Raw genomic sequence first — 26,688 nt, 5'->3', positions numbered from 1 at the left:
CACCTATCTCCCGCTGACGGCATCGCGTTCTCCGATGCCGTCAGAAGCGGTCCCGGCGGCAGGAATGCTGAAGCTGAAAGTGGATCCAGGACCATCGTTCTGTGTCACCCATAGCTGCCCGTCAAGCCCGGCGATTATCGAGCGGCATATCGAAAGTCCGACGCCCATGCCAGTTGCCTTCGTCGTGAAGAATGGCTCGAAAAGACGATCCATGGTCTTGTCCTCGATGCCGATGCCCACATCATGGACGTCGAGTCTTGCCGAGCCATCCAGCTGCACGCTCGTTCTTATAGTAATTTCTCGCGGGCGATCGGTCACGCCGGTCAAAGCCTCGATCGCATTCAGCAGCAAATTGAGGATGACCTGTTGCAGTTGAACGCGGTCTACGCGAATCAAGGGCAACAAGTCGCGATATTCTGTCCGGACGAGTACCTTGGCCTTCTGCAGTTCGCTCGTCGAAAGGACGATCACCTCCTGCGCGGCCTCGTTGAGATTAACAAGTTCCGTAACTGCCGCTTGCTTCTTGATCATGGCCCGCAAGCGATTGATGACGTCGGAGGCTCTGTTGGCGTCTCGTATCGTCCTCTGTATTGTCTCTGCCACGCCAGCAAGGTCCGGAGGGTTCATCGACAACAGGCGCATCCCGGTGTGGCCATTCGTTATAATGCCGGATAGCGGCTGGTTGACCTCGTGCGCTATCGACGCCGTCATCGCGTTGAGAGTGGTGACCCGCGCCACATGGGCCAGATCGCTTTTCACCTCCCGCAGGGCCTCCTCGTTTGCGACCCGTTCAGTAACGTCGCGCACGGATCCTACGAAATCGAGATCGCCGTTGTGAAGCGCACGACCGATGGCATGAACATGCTTGATACGGCCGTCTGGCATCCAGAGACGGTGGTCGCTGTCAAAATCCGCTCCCTGGCGCATGGCGTTTTCGACCATCGCACCTACCGTGGTCCGATCGTCTGGATGGACGCGCTGCAGCGCCAGCTCGATCGAAGCCTTTGTGGTCGGCGGATATTCGAGAATGTCATAAAGCTCGCGCGACCAAAAGAATTCGCCCGAAGCGGCACTCCAGCCGAAACTCCCGGTGTTGCTGATCATCTGCCCTTGGGCAAGGAAGGTCTCGCTCCTCTGCAGACCTTTATAGAGTTTGGCGTTTTCAAGCGAGATCGCCGCCTGGGACGCCAGAAGGTCGATGACGCTCAGTCGCTCCTGCGTAAATGCGCCGGAAGTGAGGTTGTTTTCGAGATAGAGAACACCGATGACTCTGGTTTGTCTAACGATGAGCATGCATAGGATCGATTTGGACCGGTTCCGCGTGATGTAGTCGTCATTCGAATATACGTCGTCGGCGACCGCGTCCTCCAGGATCACGTGCTGCCGGGCCCTGATCGCATATCCCAGTACAGATTGCGGCAGATCGTCCGGCGTCGCGGGAGATTCTCTGACGACGACATCAATTGCTCCGGGCAAAGTTCGAGCTTCTGCGACGACCACCGGGACTTCGTCTTGCATGAGCATGAGCAATCCGCGTTCCGCCCCTGCGTTCTCAAGCACGATATGCATGATCTGGTCGATGAGTTCAGGCAGACGCATTTCTCCGGAAATAGCCTGGGAAGCTCTCACGACCGCCGCCGCGTCCAATTGCTCTCCTAGCGGCGACCGCTGTGAGGCAGGCTTGCGGGTTGGATAGATGTCATCGGGCTCTACCCCCATCCTTCGCAGAACTGCGCCTGCGCCCCATCGACCATAGGCCTCGCACGCTTTCGACAGGAAATATTCTTGAATTTCTCGAAGGCCACGCGCGCCGTAGGACGCCGCGGCCATTTCGCACGCCAACGCCTCCACTTGTACAAAGCCTTGTTCCCGCGCCAAGTGTATGGCCTTTTCAAACAGAGCTTCGGAATCCGCCTGGCGTCCTTCGAGACGTGCTATTTCCGCTCCGAGAAGAACCGCACGGCATGAAAGATTATCCGGGGAATGCACAGACCAGGCTTCGAGCCGCCGGTGATGTTCTCTGATCCGCTCCAAGGCGTCTGTCGGCGAAACCGCACCGTCGTGGTTCGCGAGGCGTCTGGAATAGGCGATCGCTTTGTAAAAATGATATTCGGCGCCCTCGATATTGGGCCACGGCGTAGTGAGAAGTGTCTTCACGAGCTGGGCGGCTTCGATCGCCGCACCGTAGTCTCCAAGGAATACCAGTGCTTGAAGCCGCCTGCTCCAATAGATGTCCGAGACAGTCTGCGGATGTCGAGCCCACAGCAGGTCGCGTTCGAAATCATCGGCATGAAACTCGGAACCTTCAAGCCCTCTGAAGTCCACAGGGAGCCCGGTCAAAGACCTTGTCAGACGCAACTGTCCAAGGACGAACCCCGCCGCGATCTGGAATTCGGAACCAAGCGCGAACTTGAGCGCATCGATCGCCATCCGATCGACCTCGTCTAAGCTTGTTCCCGACGAGATCGCGTTTCCGACCAGGTTGCTCAGACTATAACCGACGTAGAGGGTGTCGCCGTTACGCTTAGCCTCTTGAAGTCCGATCCGAAGGTACGAACGTCCAACACGCAGGTGCTGTGACCAGGAGCTAACGCCGGTCCCGAAGCTGAAATACGCACGAGCCTTGAAGGTGGTCAGTTCCTTCTTTTCTATCAAATCCAGAGCAAGCCTGCCGAACCGGTACCCGGTTTGGAATTCGGAGTGCTCGGTGATGAGGAAGCGGCCGAACGAAACATATCCGAGTACGGAAGCTGCGCTGTTGCCCTTGCGGATGCTGTATTCGACCATAAGCAAAATGATCAAGTAATGAAGTGTGGTGTTCCCATATAGAGCAGACAAGACCAGCCTGTTCAGCACGTTGATCGTCGCTTCTTCATTCGGGTCGGTCATTATCGGCAGGTCAAGCAGGTCTTCGACCATCCTTCCATTCATCAGATCCGACACACGTGATTTCGCCCTACGTACGTCGTCGTCCGACGGGTCGAGCCGTATGGCAAACCCCGCCGTCTGAAGAAAATCGGCGCCTATCTGCAGGGCACGCTGCGGCCTCATGAGGACGACATACAGATCGACGCGAAGACAGGCGACTGCAGCCTGGTCAATTAACGTCACTGCACGATCGGCTAACAGCTCGAGCCGTTTCTCGGCGCTCGCCGTATCGCCCATGACGAACTCGCACTCGGCCAAAGTCAGCTCGCAATCGAAGGCCATGGCATAGTGGGAGGACCAACGGTCCGGGGGCAGGAGTTCATCGACCTCCCTCAGGTAGGACAGCGCGGCGGCATGTTCCGCAGAATTCTTGGAGAGCTTTGCCGCCACCAAATTCAATTTCGCTACTTGAAGGATTTCGTCAGCGGTCTCGATGGTCTTCCTGCCGCGACTGAACTGTTCTACGACCTTGTATATTCCGGCGTCGGGCTCTTCCAGGCTCGAGTCGGCCAGCAGCAGTCGGCCGATCCTAAGATGCCGCCAGGACCTCATCTCTTCAGGGATCAGCGAATAGGACGCATCCTTGATCCGATCGTGCTCGAATGCGTAGCCGTCATCGGAGCATGCGACCAATTCTGCCCTGGCGGCCTCCCGAAGCAGTTCGTGGAGTTCCTGCACCGTCACCGCGCAAGCGGCGGCCAGAAGCTCGATGTTTGCCGTGGAAGAAAAGCATGAAAGCCAACAGAGAGCGTCTCTCGTTCCGGTGGATAGCTTCTTCAACGTGACGACCATCAGATCTACGATGTTGTCGCTATAGTTTCGGCTACGGATGCCGGGCTCGTCCCAGATCCATCGCCGGTTCGTGCGATCGACGGCCAGCAATCCGTCGTCCTCCAGCGAATGAAGGAATTGAATTGCGAAGAAAGGATTGCCGCCTGTCTTGCCTTGGACCAGGTGCGAAAGCGAACGAGAGTATGCAGGATCGGAGTGCAAGGCGTCGCAAATCATCCGACCGAGATCTTCCTCCTCCAGAGGCTGGAGCGAAACTTCCGTGATCGCCGCTCCTTTCGAACGCAGGGTGGCAAGTTTTTGGATCAGCCGATGGTCGTCGTGTACCTCGTTTTGTCGGTACGTCCCGATGATCAGAACGCTTGCGGGCTCGTCGGCATGGACGAGCAGCTGTTCGACGAGGTCGAGGCTTGCGCGGTCGACCCACTGCAGATCGTCCAGGAACAAAACCAGCGGATGATCCGGCCGTGCGAACAGCCCGACGAAATCTCGCAGAACCGCTTGAAAGCGTCGCGTTGTCTCGGGTGGCGGCAGGTCCGCCGCCGGAGGTGTCGATCCCAGCACGAAACCCAGTTCCGGAACGAGATCCATCACCGGCCGGGCGTTCGCAGCTAGCACCTCCTTAAACTGTCTCGTCCAGCCTTGAACTTCGGCACGGTCTCTGCTCAGGACATTCTTTACGAGAACCTGCAGCGCGGGCGCGACGCAGGCGAGCGGGCTGTTCCGGAGGTGAGCTTCGAATTTTGTGGCAGCAAACAAGATGCCCGCAGGCGCTTGCCGCGATATGAATTCGCGAACAAGAAAGGATTTTCCCGCGCCGGGCTGGCCGCCGACGAGAAACAGCTCCGAGCTTGCGCCCCCCATGATCCGTTCGCAAGCCGATTTCAGCGCGGCCATTTCGACGGATCGTCCGTAAAGCCTTTCCGGGATGACGAGCCTTGCCGGGCCGTCGGATATCCCGAGCGCGAAATCCTCTATGCAGTTTTGCGAAGACCAAGCGTCGAGGCATCTTTGAAGGTCACGCTCCAGTCCAGCTGTGGACTGGTATCGATCGTCGGCAGATTTCGCCAGAAGCTTCTCGACTATCGCGGACAACACGCTCGGCGTCTCGGGGACCCGTTCCTTCACCGAGGGCGGCTGCCGCGCAATATGGCAGTGGATGAGTTCCATCGGCTCCACGGCGTCGAAGGGCGGCGCGCCGGTTAAAAGTTCGAACAGCGTCGCGCCGAGTGAATATAGGTCGCTTCGCACGTCGATGCTTCGGTTAACACGCCCCGTCTGCTCCGGAGACATGTAGGCGAGTGTTCCGGCGATGTACGTGAGAGATCTAGGGGCCTGACGCTGCCGCGCCAATTCGGCCGCCACACCGAAGCCAAGGAGCCACACGTGTCCGGCGTCACCGACGAGAGCATTTTCCGGCTTGACGTCCTTGTGTATCAATCCTTGCTCATGGACTTGACCAAGAGACTGCGAAAGCCCTACCGCGATCCTTAGGAAGAGACCGAGCTCCAGCCTCCGTCCTGGCTGTCTGTCGAGTAGGGCGTCCAACGGAGTGCCACCGGGATCTTCCAAGATGAGAACGTCGGCGTCCCGATGCCTGATGATCTCGAGCGGTCTCGCCGCCCACTTCCGATCGATTTTCCCCGCAATAGAAAACTCGTGTTCGAGTCTGTCCCGTAAGAGGGGATCGAATGGTCGAGACGCAGGTGAAACGGCAAGTACAGGCTTTCGAGTGGTTTTCTCGAAGCCGCGATGCAGGATGAAGTCCGCTCCAACGCGAACTGGTCGCAATTCATAAACTGCCGAGCCTGCAACGGCCCCTTCAGTCGTCATTCGGCACCCGCTTCGACGAAAACCAAACGAGTGACACCTGGTCTGTCGCGACGTTTCGTCACTCGATGCGGAGCCACTCGTCTACTGACTTTGCAAGCCCTCCCGCATCCCGAAGGCGCAACAATTTAGAATCAAAATCCGTCGATCGGCAATATCCGCCGTCGACGGCGTCGTCGATAGAGTCCCGGCGCACGTATATGTCCAGGACTTCGCACCGCTCGTTCCGCGTCGGATAGACATGGTCAATGCGCTCCGACCAAACCGTTACTCAGGCTAGCGAAGCCATGTCGATAACGAACCGGTACCGCACGTCGCTTTTCAGAACGCGATCGAACGCTTCGTTGACTTCCTGAATTTTGATCTTCTCGATTTCGGAAACGATCCTGTGCTTGCCGCAGAAGTCCAACATCTCCTGCGTCTCCTTGATCGACCCGATCAGTGATCCGGCAAGACTCCGGCGTGCCGGGATTAGAGAGAAAGCATGGACCGGGATCGCATGCTCAGGAACGCCGAGCAGTACCATAGTCCCATCGACCTTCAGGAGATTAAGGTAAGCGTTCCAGTCAATTTCCGCGGAGACGGTGCAGAGGACGAGGTCAAAGCTGCGAGCCAGCTTTTCAAACGTGGTGGTGTCGCTAGTCGTGTAGTACTCCTTGGCGCCCAGCTTCAGTCCGTCCTCCTTTTTCGAAAGGGATTGGGAAAGCACCGTTATGTCCGCGCCCATCGCCGAACCGAGCTTAACGCCCATGTGTCCGAGACCGCCCATGCCAATGATGGCGACCTTCTTGCCCGGACCAGCGTGCCAATGCCGAAGGGGCGAATAGAGGGTCACGCCTGCGCACAGAAGCGGAGCTGCGGCGTCGAGCGGAAGATTGTCCGGAATGGACAGGACATATCCCTCCTTGACGACAATATGATCGGAATACCCTCCCTGCGTCGCCGTCTTTCCGTCGGCCTCGACGGCATTGTACGTAAGGACCAGTCCAGGCATGTATTGTTCGTTGTCCAGGTCGCGGGAAGCGCAACCGACGCAACTGTCGACGAAGCAGCCAACGCCGACCCTGTCGCCGACCTTGAACTTCCTGACCTCGGAACCGACTGCGGTAACGACGCCGGCAATCTCGTGGCCCGGCACCATCGGGTAGACCGCGTTCTTCCATTCGTTTCGGGCCGAGTGGATATCGGTGTGGCAGATGCCGACATACTTGATTTCGATGACCACGTCTTCAGGATTGGGATCTCGACGCTCGAATGTAAACGGCGAAAGCGGCTTCGAAGCATCGGTCGCCGCGTACCCTTTTGCGATGGTAGGCATGGAAGTCCTCTTTTCTGCTTGTTAATAGACTGCATTCGACTTTTCACAATGCTCGCAGGAAGTGATCTACAAGCCGCCACCGACGTATGGCGAGGCCTACGCGGTAGAGGTCGATCTTGTGTGCAGGAGCGAGGACACGCACTTGAACTTTGGTATCGGCAATACCTTGGTGTTGTCGTTTAACGAGTCGCTTCACCAACCCAGCAGCGGAAGCCATGCTTCGACTTTTTGCAACGCTGCGCCGTGAGTGATCGGATCGCGATGGATATGGCCTGGTCCGATCTCAGGAGCGCGCGACCGGGAGCGTGAACCCAAAGACCGCGCCAAATCCTGTTTGCGGCCGCATGAAGATCCGACCCCCGTGCGATTCCACGATTGACTTGCTCAAAAACAGCCCGACGCCCATACCGTGAGGCTTGCTTGTGTAATAGGGTTCGAACATGCGCGCCATGTCCTCGGGCCTCAAACCCGGACCATTGTCCTGTACGACAAACTCCGCCTCGCCGTCTCCGGTGAGCCCCGTCACGACCTGCACCGACTTCGGCCGATCGGACACATGTTCCAAGGTCTCGATTGCGTTTTTCAGCATGTTCATCACGACCTGCTGAAGCTGCACGCGATCTCCGCGAACCAGAGGCAGTTCAAGTGCTAGTTCGCTTCGCAAGGCGATCCTGTTGCGTCGAATACTGCTTCGGAGGAGAAGAAGAACCTCGCGCACCGCCCCGTTGAGATCCACCAGAGACATCACTGGAAGCTCCTTCCTAAACAAAGCGCGCAGTCTTTGTACGACCTCGGCGCCTCGGTTGGCATCCCTCAAACCTCTTCTCGCGGCCTCTAACGCTGCAGGAACGTCGGGTGTCTCAGTCGACAGCATCCGCAGGACCGTGCTGGCATTCGCCACCATCCCTGCAAGCGGCTGATTCACCTCGTGCGCAACCGAAGCAGCCATTTCGGCGATGCTCATCGCTCCCGTGAGCCGCGACAACTCCGTCCGAAGCTGATCAAGCATCTCTTCCGCCTGTCTCTGTTGGGTGACATCGCGGACGGCGCCGAGGCATTCCTCCCGACCATCCTCCCGGGTTTCGACTTGGCCGATGAATTTTATATGCCGTATCGAGCCGTCGGTTGCCCTGATGCGAACGTCATGCTCGGCGTTTGCCATTTCCGCCAAGGTCCCGGGCGTCTTGCCGATGAGGGTCGCGACGTCTTCAGGAACTATTCGAGAGAGACACTTTTCGACTGTGATGTTTTCGTTCTCATCGAATTCCAATATCCTCCGAAATTCTGGAGATGCCGTCAGGTCCTTGCCGTCGGTAATCCACGAGAAGGTTCCGGTCCTCCCGATGCGTTCTCCGGCGGCGAGGAGCAAGGCATTGCGGCGCTCCCTCGCCTCGGACTCCTTCCAGCCTGTGATGTTGGCCATTGCTCCGACATAGACCGGATTTTCGCTGTCCTGTTGATTGTGGAGCACGATTCGACAATGGGTCACACGGCCGTCGGGCATCATGAGACGATGCTCCATGTCGATGTCCAGCCCTTTTGCAGAATTTCCAAGGATTGTCGCGGCCACGCGCTCTGCGTCTTCGGGATGCAGCCTGTTCATCGCGAGATCGACCGTCGGAGCGACGTCGGGCGGATATCCCATCTGTCGGTAGGTCTCTTCGGACCATATTATCTCGCCAGTCTTGACGTTCCACCAGGTGCTTCCGGTCGCTGTCAACCGCTGCCCCTGCGCAAGAAATGCTTCATTCCGACGAAGCTCCGCCTCGACCTTCTTGCGTTCTTCGATGTTGATGCATGTTCCGCAGCATCCGAGCAGCCTGCTGTTTGCGTCGAAAGATGGATTCAAACTGCATATGAACCAACGATAGATCCCATCGGCGCCCCTCATCCGCAGCTCACACTGGAGCGCAAGCTTCCTTTTGCCGACCTCGTCGAACAACTGAACGAAGGCGCGGTCGTCATCGGGATGGACAGCGGCACGGATGCCTTCCTTCAATGCCTCCTCAAGCGACAGCCCGACATAGTCGAGATAGAACCGGTTGAAGAACTGCACGATGCCATCGGGCTTCGTAACCCATACTGCGGCGGGAATCGCCTCGACCATAGCGCCGGGATCGAATGGGATTTGCGGTTGGGGTTCTTTCAATCCCGAAAGAGAAGTGTTCGGATCATACTCCCCTCCGGAGCCCTCGTCGGAGTTATCTGGAAGAGACATCGACCCCCCTTGCAATGCATGCCAACTCCGACCTCCCACGGAAATGGGCGGGAAGACATTATACAAAGGTATCGGTCGGCCACTGAGGCGCAAACCTCAGCTTCCTGTTGTCCGGTTCGTCTCGCCTAGCACCATGCGCTGGTACTCCCTGAGCATCGCAGGATCATCGATGGAGCCGTGATGATGGAGTAGCCGCCAGCTTCCGGCAGCAACCACGAAACATCTGGTCGTGCGAATTGCGAGGTCGATACTGCCTGCCGGCGTTTCGCACTTTCCTCGCTCGCGGCCAACAAAGAGGTGCCAATCCGATCCGCCTTGGCTTGTGAAATCATGGAATGCGACATGTACCTTCGCCACGCCGCTGAAGAGCGTCGAATACCCATCTTCAATAGACTTCCACCCTCGTCGTATGCATCCGACTGGATTGTCCATGCTCGGCGCCTCGCCCTCTACCCAGATTGCCTTGAGGCCGACCAGGTCGGCGCGGTTGAACGCGTTGTAGAAGTCAATGAGCGCGTCGAGAGCGGAGTTTCGGTCGGACTTGACTTCGCTCCCGTCGATCTGACTGAGCTGCACATCCATTTTTTCAAATCCTTCCATCATCATTGAACGATAAGAGCTCAAATCATGGCCAAGTGGCGAGTTTCTGACTATTGTGCCTAGACTAGGTGTCGGGAAGCCCCTGAAGCGAGAGCGCGACGAGCCAACGCGTGACGACACCTTTGTACAATGGAAAAATTCGGGCGCTGTTCTCAAAGTGGAAGAGTGTGCGCCGTGAACGAGCCGGCGCGACAACGACTTGAGCGAGCTGAGCGAATTGACCTGGGAAATGCGATCCTTGATGGCGGAGCACGCTACAAATCGATATGCTCGATCCAGAGACCCGTTTTTTGCGGAGGGTTGTGAGTATGATCGACCGCCGAAGTACCGAGGCCGCAAGAAGAGGCCCCGAAGCGCAGCCGTTCCGTCATCTCGCACTTCGCGCGCCGGCCCTTCCAACGCGCCTAGGAGCACCTCTGGAGGCGATAGCAGAATGACGGAACGATTTGTCTGTCTTGTCGACGACGACGACTCCGTACGGGAATCCCTTCCAGTTCTGCTGCGTGTACTCGGGTTCGGTGTCAGATCGTTTGCATCGGCAACCGAGTTTCTTCACTCGCCCGTGGTCGAAGCGACCGAATGCCTCATTCTGGACGTGGCCATGCCGGGCATGACGGGTCCCGAACTACATCGAGAACTCGCCCGGAACGGCATGGATATTCCTGTGCTATTCATAACCGCTCAGAGCGACGCAGGCATTCGCGGACCGCTTATTGAACAGGGCGCCGTCGAATGCCTCTACAAACCATTCAGTGACATTGAGCTAAGCGATGCGCTAGATCTGGTTTTTAAAAAGCCAACAAGGGCGGAATAGAGGGAGCAACACCATGTACAGCATCACCTCAGTCAGCCTCGATCGCACAAGGACGCAATCGACAGGGGCAGCAGACAGACCGCTTGTCGTCGTGATCGATGACGATCTGTCAATCAGAGAGTCGCTCGAGCTGCTGATCTCCTCGGCGGGATGGTCGCCAGCTTTGTTCGCGTCCGCCAAAGAGTTCCTCGATCATTCGCCGACTCGCGACCCAAGCTGCATCGTCCTCGACGTCAACATGCCCGGTCTTACTGGTCTCGATCTTCAACGGATGCTGACGTCCGGTGGAAGAAGGATTCCAATAATCTTCGTCACCGGATTTGGCGACGTTCCGATGACCGTCCGGGCGATGAAGGCCGGCGCCTTCGAGTTTCTAACAAAGCCCATCGATACCGCGGCGCTTCTGGATGCGATAGGGGGTGCCGTAAGAAACAGCGAGACGCTCCATCGCGAAGACGAGGAACTTGCAAACCTTCGCACCAGCTACGGCACGTTGAGCCAACGAGAGCGGGAGGTGATGTCCTGCGTTGTCAAAGGGCTACTCAACAAACAAACCGCTTACAACCTCGGCATCAGCGAAATCACTGTCAAGGCACATCGCGGCCAGATGATGCGAAAAATGGAGGCTCGCTCAGTACCCGAGCTGGTGCATATGGCGTTACGTCTCCAACTTATCGAAGATACCGGAATCAATGGATCATCGATGAGGCGAGACGATGTTGCCTCGCCCTCCCCTGCGACCGGATCCGGGCAATTTCCCGATAGCGGCGCGAGTCACGGCTTGGGATCGAGCAGCGAGATGCCCAACCGCGCGGGTTGAATGGACATCGCCACTCGACATAGAACATGGCCCCGAAACAATTCCCATCATACGTCTTTGGCCACGGGCGACGGTTTTAGGAAATTCCCGTCCGGTAACTTTCAAGATGGTCAGGCCGTCCGCCTGACCATTCGCGCGAGCGCGATGAGGATACAGGCACCGATGAAGCCAGCGATCAGGTAACCGAGCCAGCCGCCGAGGACGATGCCGAACAGAGATAGAAGGAAGTTAGCGACAACGGCGCCGACGATACCTAGGAGGATGTTCATGATGACGCCCATGTTGCTCTTCATGAACATCTCGGCGAGCCAACCCGCGATGCCGCCGATGATGATTGCTGCGATCCAGCCGATACCTGCGTCTTCCATGAAAATTTCCCCCCTACAGGATTGATAGGACATCCGGTCCTCCGGACACAGGCAGTAAAACATCAGCAGCGACAAATAGTTCCGCCGACGTTCGCCCAATTGGATCCGTCGACAGAACAAACTCCAGCTGGCCCAAGTGGACGCCTTTGGTGGAAAGGTCGCCGCCTCAGTAAAGCAGTTCGGGGCGGGAACGAGCTTCGCGAGGTTGAGGCGGCAGTTTGCGATGAGGTGCGAACGCGTGTGTCGTCCGGACACCGACCCGTGCGGGACACGGTTCCCTTGTCCTGACGGACAGAATTTTGCCCGGAACATTCGACTGCTCCACCCGTTCGCTCCCACACCAACCTAGGAGGAGCATTCCATGAGCAATCTGTACAACGAAGGCACACCCAGCGCTGCAGGACGCCGTGCCCGGAGTACCCTGACCGCCTTCTTCGATAGCAGAAGCGACGCCGAGACCGCCATCGACAAACTCAAATCGCAGGTGTCGCTGACGTCCGGCTAATGCCTGGCTACGAGGCCGACGGCGAAGGAGCGGCCACCGCAGGCGAAGGCTCCAAGTTCTGGCCGCGTCTTGGAGATTGGTTCTTCCCTGACGAAGACCGCGACGTTTACGCCGAGGGCCTCCGCCGCGGCGGCTTTCTTGTCTCTGCCTCCGTCGACAAGAACAACTACGAGACGGCGCACGGCATCCTCGACAGCGAGGGCTCTATCGATCTCGACGAGCGGGCAGACCTCTGGCGGGAGGAAGGCTGGACCATGGGAAGCAGCCCGCGAGCCCCCGCATCCCAAGAGGACGTTTTCGAGGCGGATGCGGCTGCGGGCAGCGCTACGGGGGTCGGTCGATACAATCGAAGTGCCCCGGCGATGTCGCCGCGCGTACGCGGATACGAGCTTGCCGAAGATTTGCCGAGCGACGTCGTCGACGACATCATCCCGACGGGCCACCAGCGGGACGTGTCTGAAGGCGACCGGCCTGCTGACGATCGGATGTCGCAGACCCAGTCGATCGACGACGTGAGGCAGAGACAAGTGCTGCCGGGCAACCGCTGAGCCCAGCGACAGCATTCGAACATCCGGCCATGGTCGAACATCGGCGTCGATGAGTTGCGACTCTTGTTGACGGGAGCGGTGTCGGCGGATTTGCCATGGTGTGCGCATGCGTGCCGGCAATTGCGGACTGTCCGGAAGATGCGACATTCTTCCAGACAGTGTCGACAGCGAATGCATCCGGTCCATCGACTTAGGAGCCAGCAATCCGTCGCCGCGATGTTCTCGTGGCGCGTCCACCTGCGCGGGGACGCCGCCCGGAACTCTGCGGCTCTGCGCCATAGAGTCCGACCCGATTGAGGGTGAAGTTCGACAGTTGAAGGTAGATAGATCGAGGCCGCGGCGATCGACCGCCTTTGGTCGGCGACTTTGCGCCCTTTCGCCCCTCCAAAGCTAGCGCCCCATGAGGCCCGCACATTAGCAAAACCACCGATCCGAAGGTATCGGCCGCACCTTCCTTTGTACAATAGCTCGCCCGTCAGATTCGCACGACAGTCCATAATTGCGGAAGCATACCGCGATGATCACCTGAAAGATGAAGACGGCCATGACAACAGCTCCAACATATTCGAACCTTCGCTGCAGACGATCTGGCGAAGGCGGCGCTTGTAGGACAGGGAGGTGAGAGGTGCTTCCCATACTTGCTCTGGCGCTGGGCCCGACCTTCTTCGTCATGCTGCTCGGATACGCGGCCGGGAAAACTGGCCACATCAACAACATGCACGTAGGCGAACTCAATATCATCGTCATGAGCTATTGCCTTCCGGCCTCTCTCTTCGTGGCGACGGCGTCATCGAAATGGGCGGACTTGACAGCACAGTGGCCAATTCTCGTGTCCCTCGCGATCGTCATGATGGGGATTTTCGGCTTTTGGTATCTCTTCCAACGCAAGGCTATGAAGCGGGACTCCAGCGAGGCGGCGCTGCAGGCCCTCGCGGTAGGGCAGCCGAACTTCGCAGCAGCGGCCTTTCCGGTAATCACTGCCTTGTTTGGAGCCGACCACCTGTCGACCATCGCCGTCGGGATCGCAGTTGGAACACTTCTCCCCTCGCCGCTGACACTGGCCCTCCTTGAACTCGACCGCGTCTCCAACACTCGATGCGGTGCCAAGCGCAGCCGTCTCGATCACATCATAGGCGCTTCCGGCCATGCGCTCTCGAAACCGATCGTCCTCGCGCCGGTGTTCGGCACATTGGTAAGCATCGCGGGCTGGCACCTGCCAGAGGTCGTCGCGGCTTCCCTCCGACAGATCGGTATGGCCGCTGGTGGCTTGGGACTGATTGTGACGGGCCTTGTGCTCTCCCAGAGCAGGTTTCGATTGACATTCAACACTGCATTGGGAGTGGCGCTATCCAATATCTTTCAGCCCATTCTGGCCTTCCTCGTCTGCCGGGCCATAGAGGCCCCAGCGGAGATTACGAAGCTCTCGGTCATCATGGCCGCCTTGCCGTCGGGCTTCTTCGGAATCCTGTTCGGCAACACCTATGACCGCATTTCTGAGGAGGCCAACTCCATGATCATCGTGAGCACGATCTTTTCAGCGCTCACGTTGGCAGCAGCGATCGGATGGACATACAGCTACACCGGCTGATGCCCCTCCTTTCCTTTCACACTCAACAAAAGGAGCAAGACAATGGCTAGAAGTATTCTCATCACGGGCGCTGGATCAGGCCTTGGCGCGGGTGCAGCAATCGAGTTGGCGAAGAAGGGCCATACCGTGATCGCGACCGCCGAATCCTGGCCTCAGGTTACCCAGCTTCGCAACAGGGTGGCTGAATTCGATTTGAAAAATCTGACGGTCACGAAACTCAATCTTCTCGACGAATTCGATCTTGCGCATGCGGCGAAGCTCGAGTTCGACGTGCTGGTCAACAACGCTGGCATTGGCGAGGGCGGGCCGATAGCCGAGATCCCGCTGGCGCTGGTCAAGCAGAACTTCGAGGTCAATGTCTTCTCCCTGCTTGATCTCACACAGCGCGTCGTTCGCCGCTGGGTCAAGAGGAAGATCAAGGGCAAAGTCGTATTCATCTCGTCGATCCTCGGGGTTGTCAGCCCGGGGATGCTCGGCTCCTACTCCGCCACCAAACATGCGGTCCAGGCCATCAGCGAGGCCATGCAGGACGAACTGAAGGAATTCGGCATCCAGGTCCAGACAATCAATCCGGGGCCCTATTTCACAGGCTTCAACGAACGAATGGTAGAGTCCGCATATCGCTGGCTCGACGATACCGTCAATTTCACAAGCCGCGCGTCGTATAAGGCCCAGACCGACGCCCTGATCGACAAGCCGGAGATGCGCCTCGATCCCAACGACATGATCGCGAAGATGGTCGAGCTCATTCCCGAGCAGGCCGGTCCGTTCCGGACGATCTTTCCGAAGGACACGGCGGATTGGCACGCCGCTTCGAATATCGCGATGTTGAGCAGAACAATCTGAAAGCTATGACTGCCGTCGCTGCCCGTTTGGGGCGGCAGCTCTCTCCAACATAAGGAGGCGCGAAATGAGCCCACAGCCTGACCTAACAGCAACCGCGAGCCCGTCACGCCGCTCGTTCCTCTTCGGTTCGATGACGATCATCGCGATCGCCGCAGCAAGACCTTCCATTCTTTGGGCCGCGCCGCGGTCAGCGCTCTCTGGAGTGAAGGGTCTGACATTCGACATGCAGGGAACGGTCTTCGACTTCTACGATCCGATGCAGAAGATGGCCGAGAGCGTTGGACGAAAGAATGATCTTCACTCCGGATGGGCGGCCAGCCTTCCCGGAGACTGGAGCGGCGCGGCGCACGACATCATTGTCGACATCTCGGCCGGCCGACGCCAATGGATGTCCAATTCGGACGTCTACCGCGAGTCGCTCGAACCACTTCTCAAGGCCCGGGGGGTCGACGGCGACCTTTCATCCGAGGACCGCGCCCGGCTGATGTCGGTCTGGGGAGAGATGGCACCTTGGCCCGACGTCCTGCCCGGCCTCACCAGGCTCCGCCGAAGATACACGTTGTCCACGCTGACGAACGCGTCAATGGCACAGATGACTGCGTTGGTGAAGGCGGCCAGGCTTCCGTTCGACGAAATCGTTACCGGAGAGTTGAATCACGCATTCAAGCCCGATCCAAAAGTCTACCAGCTCGCGGTGGACTATGTCGGGTTTCGTCCAGACCAGCTTCTCATGGTGTCCGCGCACAAGTGGGATCTTGCTGCTTCGAAAAAGGCTGGCTTTCGAACGGCCTACGTCCCGCGGCCGCTAGAACTCGGACCCGGTCACATCGCAGATAGCAAGCCAGAGGATTTCATCGATGTCATGGCGAAAGACTTCGTCGAACTTGCGGAAAAAATCAGTTGACGGCCGGAGGTGGTCGCGTCGCCGGCGGAGTGACACCACTCGACGATAGACGATCTGCTTCGAGCCGCCCATCCTCTCCGGAATTGTTTCATAACTCGTTGAAGGAGGTCTTTGCATGTCGGGTCAACAAAACAGTATCACCACCGACGAATTGGAAATGAAACTCGAGGTGGTCGTGGTTCCAGTGTCGGACGTCGACAAGGCCAAGGCATTCTATACGGGTCTTGGCTGGAGGCTTGATGCTGATGTTTCCGGGCTCGATGGTTTTAGGGTCGTCCAGGTCACACCGCCCGGTTCGCCCTGCTCGGTGATCTTTGGCTCAAAAGTGACATCCGCCGCCGCCGGCTCCGCTCAAGGGCTGCATCTGATCGTCTCCGACATCGAACGCGCGCGCGCGACCGTGGCCGCGCGGGGAGTTCAAATCAGCGACGTATTCCACGATGTTGGTGGCGTGTTTCATCACCAGGGAGGTGAAGGCCGCATCTCTGGACCACATCCGTCGCGCGACAGTTACGGGTCGTTCGCTTCCTTCAGCGATCCCGATGGAAACGGATGGGTGTTTCAGGAAATCACGGCCAGATTGCCTGGACGGGTGGAAGCGGATCTTACAAGGTTTTCGTCGAAAACCGATCTTGCGGAAGCGCTCAAGCGGGCCGCCGCGGCCCATGGCAAATATGAAGAAGAAAACGGCGGCAAGCACGACGAAGACTGGCCCCACTGGTACGCAGCTTACATGGTAGCCGAGCGGCACGGAGCAACGTCGCCGGGATAAAGCGGCGTCGCTAATCTCAGCCTGAATATGCACCGATACCTTGGTATAATGTATTCTAGGTTGAAAGGACCGTAGCTTTTAGACCGAAGCGACCCCAAAAAGGCTACCAGCCGAGAAAAAAATCCTGGTCGCAGCGGAGTTGCACATGGGAGGTCCAAAGCAATTGATTTCGGTCGTCGACGACGATGTGTCGGTAAGGGAAGCGCTGCCACCGTTGTTGAAATCGTTCGGCTATCAAAGCGAAGCCTTCGAGTCTGCGGAGGATTTCCTCTCGTCCTCCAGAATGACACAGACGGAATGTCTTCTTCTCGACATAACGATGCCGGGCATGTCCGGCCCCGATCTTCAACGTGAACTTGTTCGCAAAGGATACGACATACCTGTCGTCTTCATTACGGCAATCCATGACGATGAGGTGCGCGCACAACTGCTGAAGAAAGGCGCAGTGGATTGCCTTTTCAAGCCTTTCAACGACGATGTGCTTGAAGAGGCGGTGGCAAGAGCCTTGGCCAGGCGTTAGAGGTTCCCCAGCTTCTTGCATATTGTAGGTCCGGTAGACCACTACATCCCCGCTTTCAGGTTCTACCTCTCGCTTAACCCGAACGTCAGCCAAAGGCTTCCGAAGAACATCGGGGAGTATCGTCGAATCGGATCGACGACCGTAGATCCGGCGTGCCTGCATTGCCCATAGGCGTCGATCAAAGAACAAATCGGGCGGGAGGTGTGCGTGAAGCGCCCTATGCTTTCTCACCCCAGACTGCCTGGCTCAACTGGGATGTAAAACTCTTGTCTCCGGGCTGGCCGGGAAGACGTGCGGTCACTTCCTGCAGGGTCCAAGCGTTCCCATCCGGATCCTCGAAGGTCGCATAGGAAGCGTAGCTTTTGCGCTGAGGATTTGGCCCAGGCTCGATACCCACTCCGTTTGCGTGATGGAATATCCCACCGACGTCATGGAAAACTTTCTCGACCTCGACCCCGCGTCGACGCAAATCCTCCACGGCGTTTTCAATGTCGAACACGACGAGATGGAGACCATGGGCGGCTCCGGGCTTGGCCGACGAGATGTTCGTGCCGAACATGATGGAGCAAGCGGAACCCGGCGGAGTAAATTGTACAATTCGATAATCGGAACTCGGCGCGTGATCGATGTCAAGGCGCCATCCAATAGCTCCATAGAAGCGCTTGGACCGCTCGACGTCCGAGACGGGAATGACCATAAGTTCGAGGCTCATCGGCGTAGGCACGCCGATCCCTATGCTTATCGTCGTGCCTTCCTGAAACGTTGCGCTGCTCATTCCTTTCTCCTTCAACAATTTACTTATACCGTCCATCGCGATGATTGACGGTCGAAAGGTAGAGGGCTGGATTCGCGATTGCCATTGCACGAAAGTGTCATCGACATCATTGAATCAACTGGCGAATACGGGGTCCGAGGACGGCATCGCAAGGGTCGGAGCGATAATCCGCCCCCATAGAAGACCGCGTCGACGAGCGATTATCTCGGGGGACAAACAGCGACCGGCACGTTTCCTGGTCGCTTGTCAGATCTTCGTGACGCCCTGCGTCGGATCGCGCTCATTCTGATTTCCCGGTTCTGCACGCGTTCTCGTTATCGCGGGGATCGCAAAGGAGAACGTGGCCCCCGGCCCCGCATTCGCGGCCGCCCAGATCCGCCCGCGATGACTTTCGATGATGGATTTGCTGATCGAAAGGCCAACGCCCATTCCGTGTGTCTTAGTTGTGTAGAAGGCGTTGAACAGTTTCGCCAAAGCATCAGGTTCGACGCCGACCCCTTCGTCGCGCACCGACAAATAGACGCTGTCGTCGGCTGATCCTGTGCTTACCAGCAACGACCGCGGCCGCCCTTCAACCTCCGCCATTGCGTCGGCAGCATTCAGCAACAAGTTGAGTACGACCTGCTGCAACTGCACCCGGTCGCCTTTCACGAGAGGAAGCTCCGTAGCCAGATTGGTCTGAAGGATTATACGGTTACGGAGAAGCTCACGTGATGTCAGCGCGATAACCTCGCGCGCCACCTCGTTCAAGTCGGTCGGCTCCGTCGCCTTCTGCGTCCGCGAAAAGAGCGCGCGAAGCCGATTGATCACCTGAGACGCGCGGTCAGTATCCCTGATCGTACGCCTGATCGTGTCCGAAGCGCCTTCGACGTCCGGGGGAGCCATGGTAAGCATTCGCAACCCCGCGTTCGCGTTCATCATGATGCCCGAGAGCGGCTGGCCGATCTCGTGAGTTATGGACGCCGTAAGGGCTCCGAGCGTCGTCACTCTGGCAAAGTGGGCAAGCTCGGATCGAGCCTCGCTCAGCGCCGCCTCCCCCTTCCTCAACTCCGTCACATCCTGGACGGCGCCGACGTAGAGCAAACCCGCCGCACCGTTCTCATGCACGTGCCCGACAACGTGAACGATCTTGAGTAGTGATGGCGAATACAGAAGTCGAAACTCGCAATCGAATTCGTGGCCGGTCGTCGCATCTGCTATTATCGCTTCGAAGATGGATCGGTCCTCCGGATGAACCTGCTCGACCTTCACTCCGAAGCATTCGCCAGCGAACGGACCTTCGCCAAAAATGCGGGACATCTCCGGCGACCATTGCGTTTGTCTGTCCTCCACCTGCCAGGAAAAACTTCCCGTCTTGCTCAATGTCTGCGCGGTCGACAAATAGCTGTTAGCGCGCAACAACTCTGCCTCGCTTGCCTTCAGAGCGGCTTCCGCCGACTTGCTTTCTGTGACGTCCTGCAGCGCCCCCAGGAAAACCGGCCGGTCCGGGATGCTTTCTATTCTGTGGCCAACCACATGGGCATACCGGACGTCGTCAGCCTCCGTCCGGATCCTGAATACGAGATCGAAGTCCCGGCCTTCGTAGGCACCGCCGATGACGCTGGCCACCGCCTCCATGTCGTCCGGATGAACCGCCCCCCGGATCATATCCATCGTTACGGAAGCGTCGAGATCGAAGCCGAATATGCGTCGAATCTCTTCCGACCAATTGTGCAGGTCGGCATGAACGTCCCAAGTAAAGCTTCCAGTCCTGCTCAGACGCTGGGCTTGTTCCAGGTACCCGTAGGCCTCCGTCAGCTCGGTTTCTCGGGCGCGAAGTGCGAGTTCGGCCTGCTTGATCGCCGTAACATCCTGAACAACGCCCATGAAAATGGGACGGCCGTTTACGTGATCGATAATCTCCGCGAGACCGCGAAGATGCTTTACTGCACCCGAGGGAGTCACGATGCGAAAGGTGAAGTCGGCCGCCGCTCCTTTTGCGCTTCGCTCTATCTGTTCGTCGAAAAAAGCGACGTCGTCAGGATGTACGCGTTCGCGCACCGCCTGGACGGTCGGCCGGGCATCGGGGCTCACCTCCAGTACCCTGTAGAGTTCTTCTGACCAAGTCTGTTCGTCGAGAAGAAGATCTGTCGTGAAGCTTCCGGCTGAACTGATCCGCTCGCCCTGTGCCAATTGTGCGTTCGCGCGACGGAGACGGGCTTCGCTTTCACGAAGTTCCTCGTCCACCTGCGCCCGGTCAATCGCAATACCTATCAGGGTCGTCACTCGATCGACGATCTGTTGCTCCTCCGGCTTCAGCGGACCCAGGGTCCTCCGGAATATGTTCCAAATACCGGATGGTCCTCCGGCTTTCGAAGGAACCGGTATTGCCCAACTTGATTGGAATCCGAATCCCCGGACGACCTCCGACCACTTGGACGCCGACCATCTCGGGTCTTCCGCCACAACAATTTGTTCCTTCGCCCTGCCTTCGTTGGCGGCGGCCGAGGAGGGATCGGCCGACGGATCTATGGTCATCCCTTCGAAGAAGTTCCAAAGTCCATCTCGAATTCCCTTGCTCGCGCCGCCGCCTTCGAACAGCGTCCCGCCGGAGCGGAGTATGAGGACGCCGCATGCCCCGACGCCCAGATCGTCCACGAGATCGCAGACCGCAGCGAGTACCTGTTGCAGTGGCGCACCTAGAGCGACCATCTTCAGGATGCTTACTTCTCCAGCAAGGAGCGCCCTCGCCTGGACGAGTTCATGTACGTCAACCTGAACGGACACGTATCTGACTATGTTTCCCTGAGCATCCTTGGATGGCACCATTTCCGACCCAACCCATCGATAGGTCCCGTCCGCGTGCAGCATGCGGCTCTGGTTCGCCCAGTCCTGCCCCTCGTCGACCAGCAACCGAAGCTTCTCGATGATCATCGGCAGGTCGTCCGGATGATTAACCGTCTGCGGCTCGGTATACTTTCGCAATTGCTCGAGGGACCGGCCATAGAATTCGATAACGCGTTCGTTCACGAATTCCACTTCGAGCGACGGTGTCATGAAGACGATCTGTGTGGGGAGCGTGTCCATGAAACGCCGAAGACGACCATCGGGCAAGTCTTCGGACGTCGTGCGGGCTTCGTCCGAGTAGGTGACCAGCCAGCACCAGTGGGCGCGGCCCGTCGTCCCGCCAATCGGAGAAACCGAGAAGAGGTGCCAACGAAATTCTCCATCGGCTCGTCGAATCCTCGCTTCGATCTTGCCGGGTGATCTGCTCTTGGAAGTCTGTTCCCATTCCCGAAAAAAACGCGCGGAATCGTCGTCATGGATTGCTGCCTGCCATCCAGTGTGAAGTGAATCCGCGTTCGATAAGCCCGTGTAGTCGCACCAGGGACGGTTGACGAACTCGCTTACGCCGTCCGGGTCGGTCACCAATACCATTCCGGGAAGAGCGTGAACGATGCTCTCGAACTTCAAGTCCGCCGCACTTATGTCTGGAGCCATTTTCGAAGCAGTCTCCGTCACTTCGTAGCAAACGGTATTGCGATTGAAAGTTACTCGGCGGCTACTACTTTCATCGTCCTTTTCGAAGCAAGTCAATACTTCGATGTTAAGCCGATCCTACGCGCAGTTGGAACAAATCGCGCTTGTGTTGTCGAGTGCGACACGACACTCCGAAGGAATTGCCCGAATACACTTGCGTATAATAGCCGACGTCTCATCAACTCCTATGCTGATTGCGGTGGGTCGAGAAGCAGATTTGCAAATCGACGGTTCCCGGAAGAGCGCCAGCGTGTTGCCTCGACCGGGATCTCCAAAACAAGGGCACGCTGCGATCGACGAAGGAGCGCGACATGGCGAAGTGGAGATCCGTTGAAACGCCTGAGGAATGCTATTCAAGCTTTCCGGCGTGGGTCGTTTTCCTGGGAATGGCGGCGACCGTGACGACGCTGATATGCCGGGTAGATCTTCAGGCAGCCAGACCAAGCGTGCGCGTTTTCTATCTTTCTGAATCTCCGCAATGGTCGCAAAAGACACCGCTGGCGGCGGATGCGGTGATATCGAAACATACTTTTTCGGTTGCGAGACCGCAGACTGCGTGGGAAACGCGGGCGGCTGGTGACAGCGACATCGGTCAAAGCGGAACGGCGGTCACCTCTCCCCGATCTGCACGCACCTCCCGGGTAAAAAGGCCGCTCGCGCCCTTGCATCCATTGGCGAGCCAATCAGCGGATTAATTTTCGGAGCGTTTCGTTTGAGAAAAGCTGCCGGATCAGGAGAGAAAATATGATTTGTGAAATCATTTGGCAGCCGTCGCTCGACAAGGGCGGCCGGCGCAGAGATTGGAGCGTTGCATGACGACGAAAAGGAAACCTCGGGTGGCGAGGGCGTCGGCACTATGCGGGCGCTCCAGCTTACGTCTCCTCGTCATCGCCCGCTACACAGAATGCATAAGTAGGCTATCGCGAGCGGCATACAGTATCGACCGTGATGACCTCGGTGCCAATCTGGCGGAAATAGCATACTGTATGGAAGAGCTTTCTGACGAGATCGCTAAACAAGAGCACGGCATCCTCATTTTGCGGCGGGCTGGATGCCTTATCGGAACCGTGGAGGCCCTTATTGAACGGGTGAAGAAAGCTGCGGTGGTCCATTAACGCTTGCTCGTGCACGAGCAGCGCTGCCACCGCGTCATTGGTCGCGCATCGGCCGCCTGAGCGACGCCCAGTCAAGAGAGACGTCGACGAGCCCATTGCGGCTCTTTCAAAAATGCCTTTTCAAATCCGGCGCTTGTTTTTTGCAAGGCGTTTCCAGGTCAGCGAAGGTGCAAGCGGAACACCGCCTCATCGACCTTCTTCTCCCAATCAGAGAAGGCGGCCGGATCAAACGGTGTCGGAGATATGCAGACGAAACGTCCGAAAACCTAGATTTCGCCTTTCAAAGCCCGTTCATACCGTGCCTTCTCGGAGGCGCTCAGGTTGAAGCGGTTTTCGACGCGGCCCGCTACTATGATATCGGCGTCGCACAGCCTGCCCACGATCGCGGCGGCGTCCGATCCCGTCAGACCCGTGCTGTCGGCGATCTCTCCAAGGGACGGACCGGGTTGCTTCTTAAGAATCCCGACCAACATCTGCGACGGCGTCAGTTGCGGCTTCAGATCGAAGTGCCCCCATTCGGAGCCGCTCCTCGTCGCGGCGATGGCGTGCGACAATCTCACCGGCTGCCCAGTCACCGAGTTCGCCCATCAACTGCAGGACTTTTCTCGCACTCTCGGCGGGGGCGCCAGAAAGATCGCATTCAGCGACATGGTAGGTCCACGTGCGGTTACTGCGAGCCCTACGCTACCAACCACGTGTCCTACGAAAGAGACCAGGCGTTCCAGGAGGAGGTCCGAAAAGCTGCCCTAACATTGTTCGAGGCAGTTGCCGCATACCGGGAGGGGCGACAGGTAGCAGCAGGTTCAGACCCAAAGCAGCCTAGGCAGAAGTAGCAGGGCACGCCTGCGTCATCACGCTCTTGGCGCAGGATTCTCCCGCGCTGCGGAGGAGACACAATTCGCATCGCTAAGGCGCAGTACCGAGGTTAATCGGCGCCAGGAGGTCTGGGCACGGTGTTCTTCTGGGGTCGCGGCAGTCCGTCGTTTATGTCAGGAACGGAAGCTGCTCGCCAACGTATCCGTGAACCGTGGGTGGATACAGTTCAGGACGGTCCATCGCACCGAGCACGAAGAAAATCTGCTCCTCCAGGCGAGCGTCGACATAGGCGATGGGTGCGCCGCAAGCCGAGCAGAAGCTTCTTTGAACGGGATGATTTCCGTAGGATGCTCCCCTGCTCCCGTGAAAACGGACATTGTCGGTCAGGAATCCAACGAATGCCGAGAGCGGCGCACCGCTGGCCCGTCGGCAGTCACTGCAATGACAGTATGTTGCGCAAATCGGCTCCCCACCTGCTTCGAACCTGACTGCACCACATCGACATCCTCCCGTGTGTGTTGGGCTCATGTTTACGCTCCTGGCATTTTCCATTTCCCTCAGTTGAAAGGCTGGGTTGCCACGGGTCATTCACGCCCGAGAAAGCTTGAGCATCCCACGAGGGACAGCCGGATTGCGCCCCTCCCTTCGTGACACGGCATACTCTATGGCGCTATTTACCGCATGAGGATCGTACGGCTTTGGCAGGATCCCGATCGCAGATTTCGAGTCGATGACTGCTTCGGGGTTTCCTGTGGTGAATATGACCGTCACGCCCCTTTCATGAAGATGGTCTGCTATCGCAGGCCCGGTGACCCCATCCCGCAGCCGTACGTCAACAAGCGCGACGTCCGCATCGGAACCGACAGCCTTGGCATCGTCGAGCGTTCCGACCGGACCGAGGATATAGTGACCCAAAGAGCGCACAGCGTCCTCGACATCCATTGCGATCAGAAATTCGTCTTCGACTATAAGAATTCTCATCATTGAATCCGGTTGGCCCATACGGGTGAAGATAGCTTGCTGCGAATTTAAACAAGCAGATGACCTTAATTAGACATCCTTAAGGTAACGAAGCGAAGTTCTGCCCGCCCGAAACTATGGTCGGACGATCAATGCCGATAGCGATTAGGCCAGTGGCATCCTGAACGAGAAGCACGTCTCCATCTCGTCCGACCTCACGTCGATTGTACCGCCATGCGCTTTGGCAATCTCCGAGGCGATGTACAGCCCGAGACCGAGTCCCTGTGTGTCAGACGCCGCGTCGCCGCGGCGGAATGGCTGGAAGAGCTTTCCGACCGTTTCGGGAGCGATCGGCGCGCCGCCGTTTATCACGCAGATCTCAAGATGCCCGCCCTCGATCTCCGCTTTGATGCGCACGGGCTGGTCCTCGGCACCATGAGTCACCGCATTCGAAGCCAGATTGGAAAACATCTGCGCGATCCGGAGAAGGTCGACGGCCACCGGAGATGGGAGATCGATATCGAGGACAATCTAGCGATCAGGATTGGCGATCCGCAGCTGGTCGACGACTTCGCGAAGCGTCTTGCCAAGATCGTGTTCCTGCAAATCCAGCGAGATTCCGGCGCCGAGCCGAGCGCGGGCGAGATCAAGAACGTTGTCGACGAGCGCGCTCATTCGGCCGATACTCGATTTCATGAGACCGAGCATCAGGGGGCTGCGCTCAGTCCATCCCTGTCTCATCAAGCTGGACCTCCCGGCGTCGATGGCGGCGAGAGGATTGCGTAGGTCATGACCCAGCACTGCAATGAACTGCTCGCGATGCTCGGACAGCTCCTTCTCGCGTTCAAGCGCGCGTTGCGTCGCCGTGAGCCTGTCGTCGGCGTCGAGATGATGAGCGATGAGTTCCGCGAATAGCTTGAAGGCACCAAGCACCTCGGGATTGTTCAGCTTTGCGGGATTGGCGTCGATGGCGCAGTGCGTTCCGAAGAAGCGCCCATCGGCAAGGATGATGGGCATCGAGATATAGCTTCGAAGTCCGTAGATTCGAGGCGTGTGATGGTTCCGGTAAACCGGGTCTTCTTGTGCATCGTCGATGACAATCACCTGCCGATGATCGCGGATCTCGTTGCAGAGCGTGCTTTCGATCGGCAGCTCGTCGCCCGGCTGAAGCCCGAAACCGACGGGATCGAGCACCTGACAGGCGATCCATCTGGATGTCGTCACCCGAGCCACCGCGGCGAATCCCATCCCGGTCATGCTAAGCACGACGTTCAGAATCGTCGGCACGGCCGCTATTCCTTGAACTCTTTCAATGTCACGATCGAGATTATCGGCACTGCCGGGCAGCTTGTCGGGGGGCCTGGGCGCGGCTTCGGCAAGGGTGCGGAGCGCCGCGCGTCTTTTCGATAGCGGTTGCCGCAGCCCCTGCGAGGGCCTCAAGAACGTCTACTTCCCACTGGGCAGGCGTGAGGGACGTGACCAGTAGGCACCGATCGCGCCGATCGGATCTTCGATCCGGACAGGGGCCATCGCGACGGCCCGCACGAAGGTGTCCGGCATAGAGTTCGCCTGGAATACGCGAGTCCTTCGATATGTCAGGGACAACCACCGTTTGGCGATTCATCGACCAGCCGCTTATGCACGCCGAGGCAGGAAACTTGTGGCCCTTCCAGGGGCCGCTCGCGTCTTCCTCGATATAATGGCAGTAGTCGCCGTCCCGGCGGATGATGGCAATTCCCTCACAGCCGATGAGGGAGCGGGCTGCCATGCGAATTGTCTCGACGACCTGCTCCGGTGTCTCGGCTCGTCCCATTGCCGCGATCGCCTTTGTCAGACTGGCCAACGGCGTGGGATAATTTCCATCGGGCTGACCTTGAAGGTCGCTGCCATTTAAAGCGGACTTGCCTAACTCCGGCTGGGGCAAGAGCAGACTATCTCTCAGCCGTTCGCGTCCTTTGAGTCTGCGAACGATACCATGAAGATAGCGCATGCCCGCGGCAAGTCCACCTGTCCTTACTTCGCATGCATTATGTGCGGATTCGATCGTGGTCGAGTAGCTATGCCATTCGGCTTCGCCCTCACAGATCCGGGCGGGCGGATTTCCCGCACCCGGCTCTTCCCGAGAGTAACCCGCG

Annotated in this window: 20 protein-coding genes and 2 pseudogenes; 9 read left to right on the top strand and 13 right to left on the bottom strand. The window is 58.1% G+C overall.

The features are described from left to right. Nucleotides 1–3 precede the first annotated feature (3 nt). Complete coding sequence (locus EV561_RS38220; protein ID WP_245513188.1) at nucleotides 4–3,318, bottom strand: ATP-binding protein; 3,315 nt, start codon at nucleotides 3,316–3,318, stop codon at nucleotides 4–6. 597 nt (nucleotides 3,319–3,915) lie between these two features. On the opposite strand from EV561_RS38220, the gene EV561_RS38215 reads away from it, so the two are divergent. Beyond that, nucleotides 3,916–4,332, top strand: a complete 417-nt coding sequence (locus tag EV561_RS38215; protein ID WP_245513184.1) for a hypothetical protein — start codon at nucleotides 3,916–3,918, stop codon at nucleotides 4,330–4,332. 1,486 nt (nucleotides 4,333–5,818) lie between these two features. On the opposite strand, the gene EV561_RS33795 is transcribed toward EV561_RS38215, so the two are convergent. The 3 genes from EV561_RS33795 to EV561_RS33785 form a co-directional block, all read right to left on the bottom strand. Next, a complete protein-coding gene (locus tag EV561_RS33795; RefSeq protein ID WP_132528256.1) occupies nucleotides 5,819–6,865 on the bottom strand; it encodes an NAD(P)-dependent alcohol dehydrogenase in 1,047 nt (348 codons plus the stop codon). Between the two features lie 283 nt (nucleotides 6,866–7,148). After that, nucleotides 7,149–9,083 carry a PAS domain-containing sensor histidine kinase gene (locus EV561_RS33790; protein WP_132528255.1) on the bottom strand — a complete coding sequence of 645 codons (1,935 nt, stop codon included), beginning with the start codon at nucleotides 9,081–9,083 and terminating at the stop codon, nucleotides 7,149–7,151. Nucleotides 9,084–9,179: 96 nt separating this feature from the next. Beyond that, complete coding sequence (locus tag EV561_RS33785) at nucleotides 9,180–9,665, bottom strand: nuclear transport factor 2 family protein (RefSeq protein ID WP_132528254.1); 486 nt, start codon at nucleotides 9,663–9,665, stop codon at nucleotides 9,180–9,182. A gap of 451 nt (nucleotides 9,666–10,116) precedes the next feature. Here EV561_RS33785 and EV561_RS33780 point away from each other — a divergent pair, with 451 nt between their 5' ends. Both EV561_RS33780 and EV561_RS33775 read left to right on the top strand, forming a co-directional pair. Next, the gene (locus tag EV561_RS33780; protein WP_132528253.1) at nucleotides 10,117–10,497 is read left to right on the top strand and encodes a response regulator; all 381 of its coding nucleotides are present in this window, start codon (nucleotides 10,117–10,119) and stop codon (nucleotides 10,495–10,497) included. A 91-nt stretch (nucleotides 10,498–10,588) separates the two neighbouring features. Then, nucleotides 10,589–11,317, top strand: a complete 729-nt coding sequence (locus tag EV561_RS33775; RefSeq protein ID WP_348633768.1) for a response regulator — start codon at nucleotides 10,589–10,591, stop codon at nucleotides 11,315–11,317. 110 nt (nucleotides 11,318–11,427) lie between these two features. Here the strand turns inward: EV561_RS33775 and EV561_RS33770 are convergent, their stop codons facing one another. Next, entirely contained in the window at nucleotides 11,428–11,685 is a 258-nt protein-coding gene (locus EV561_RS33770) for a GlsB/YeaQ/YmgE family stress response membrane protein (RefSeq protein WP_132528251.1), read from the bottom strand. Nucleotides 11,686–12,046: 361 nt separating this feature from the next. Between EV561_RS33770 and EV561_RS33765 the strand changes: the two are divergent. From EV561_RS33765 to EV561_RS33740, 6 genes and pseudogenes are all read left to right on the top strand, one after another. Beyond that, nucleotides 12,047–12,738, top strand: a pseudogene (locus EV561_RS33765) (hypothetical protein). 625 nt (nucleotides 12,739–13,363) lie between these two features. Further along, nucleotides 13,364–14,326, top strand: coding sequence for an AEC family transporter (locus EV561_RS33760; RefSeq protein WP_132528250.1), 963 nt, complete (start codon nucleotides 13,364–13,366; stop codon nucleotides 14,324–14,326). Nucleotides 14,327–14,368: 42 nt separating this feature from the next. Beyond that, complete coding sequence (locus EV561_RS33755) at nucleotides 14,369–15,172, top strand: SDR family oxidoreductase (RefSeq protein ID WP_132528249.1); 804 nt, start codon at nucleotides 14,369–14,371, stop codon at nucleotides 15,170–15,172. A gap of 64 nt (nucleotides 15,173–15,236) precedes the next feature. Beyond that, nucleotides 15,237–16,076: a haloacid dehalogenase type II gene (locus tag EV561_RS33750; protein ID WP_207910647.1), complete on the top strand. Its 840-nt coding sequence runs from the start codon at nucleotides 15,237–15,239 to the stop codon at nucleotides 16,074–16,076. Between the two features lie 115 nt (nucleotides 16,077–16,191). Continuing rightward, nucleotides 16,192–16,848 (top strand): VOC family protein, encoded by a 657-nt coding sequence (locus tag EV561_RS33745; protein ID WP_132528248.1) that lies wholly within the window; start codon nucleotides 16,192–16,194, stop codon nucleotides 16,846–16,848. Between the two features lie 145 nt (nucleotides 16,849–16,993). Next, nucleotides 16,994–17,368, top strand: coding sequence for a response regulator (locus tag EV561_RS33740; protein WP_132528247.1), 375 nt, complete (start codon nucleotides 16,994–16,996; stop codon nucleotides 17,366–17,368). Between the two features lie 217 nt (nucleotides 17,369–17,585). Here EV561_RS33740 and EV561_RS33735 read toward each other — a convergent pair whose 3' ends face one another. The 8 genes and pseudogenes from EV561_RS33735 to EV561_RS38200 all read right to left on the bottom strand — a co-directional run. Next, complete coding sequence (locus EV561_RS33735) at nucleotides 17,586–18,143, bottom strand: VOC family protein (protein WP_207910646.1); 558 nt, start codon at nucleotides 18,141–18,143, stop codon at nucleotides 17,586–17,588. Between the two features lie 246 nt (nucleotides 18,144–18,389). Then, a complete protein-coding gene (locus tag EV561_RS33730; RefSeq protein ID WP_132528246.1) occupies nucleotides 18,390–21,623 on the bottom strand; it encodes a PAS domain-containing protein in 3,234 nt (1,077 codons plus the stop codon). Nucleotides 21,624–23,043: 1,420 nt separating this feature from the next. Further along, entirely contained in the window at nucleotides 23,044–23,352 is a 309-nt protein-coding gene (locus EV561_RS33720; protein ID WP_132528245.1) for a MarR family winged helix-turn-helix transcriptional regulator, read from the bottom strand. Nucleotides 23,353–23,761: 409 nt separating this feature from the next. Then, complete coding sequence (locus EV561_RS33715; RefSeq protein ID WP_245513182.1) at nucleotides 23,762–24,121, bottom strand: GFA family protein; 360 nt, start codon at nucleotides 24,119–24,121, stop codon at nucleotides 23,762–23,764. A gap of 60 nt (nucleotides 24,122–24,181) precedes the next feature. Beyond that, nucleotides 24,182–24,574, bottom strand: coding sequence for a response regulator (locus tag EV561_RS33710; protein WP_132528244.1), 393 nt, complete (start codon nucleotides 24,572–24,574; stop codon nucleotides 24,182–24,184). A gap of 144 nt (nucleotides 24,575–24,718) precedes the next feature. Beyond that, entirely contained in the window at nucleotides 24,719–25,024 is a 306-nt protein-coding gene (locus EV561_RS38210; RefSeq protein WP_245513180.1) for an ATP-binding protein, read from the bottom strand. 60 nt (nucleotides 25,025–25,084) lie between these two features. Next, the gene (locus EV561_RS38205; RefSeq protein WP_245513178.1) at nucleotides 25,085–25,840 is read right to left on the bottom strand and encodes a GAF domain-containing sensor histidine kinase; all 756 of its coding nucleotides are present in this window, start codon (nucleotides 25,838–25,840) and stop codon (nucleotides 25,085–25,087) included. 40 nt (nucleotides 25,841–25,880) lie between these two features. Beyond that, a pseudogene (locus EV561_RS38200) lies at nucleotides 25,881–26,688 on the bottom strand (hypothetical protein); the annotation flags it as partial.

Source organism: Rhizobium sp. BK376, assembly GCF_004341625.1.
Classification (GTDB): domain Bacteria; phylum Pseudomonadota; class Alphaproteobacteria; order Rhizobiales; family Rhizobiaceae; genus Rhizobium.
This window is presented reverse-complemented; position numbering and strand designations above follow the sequence as displayed.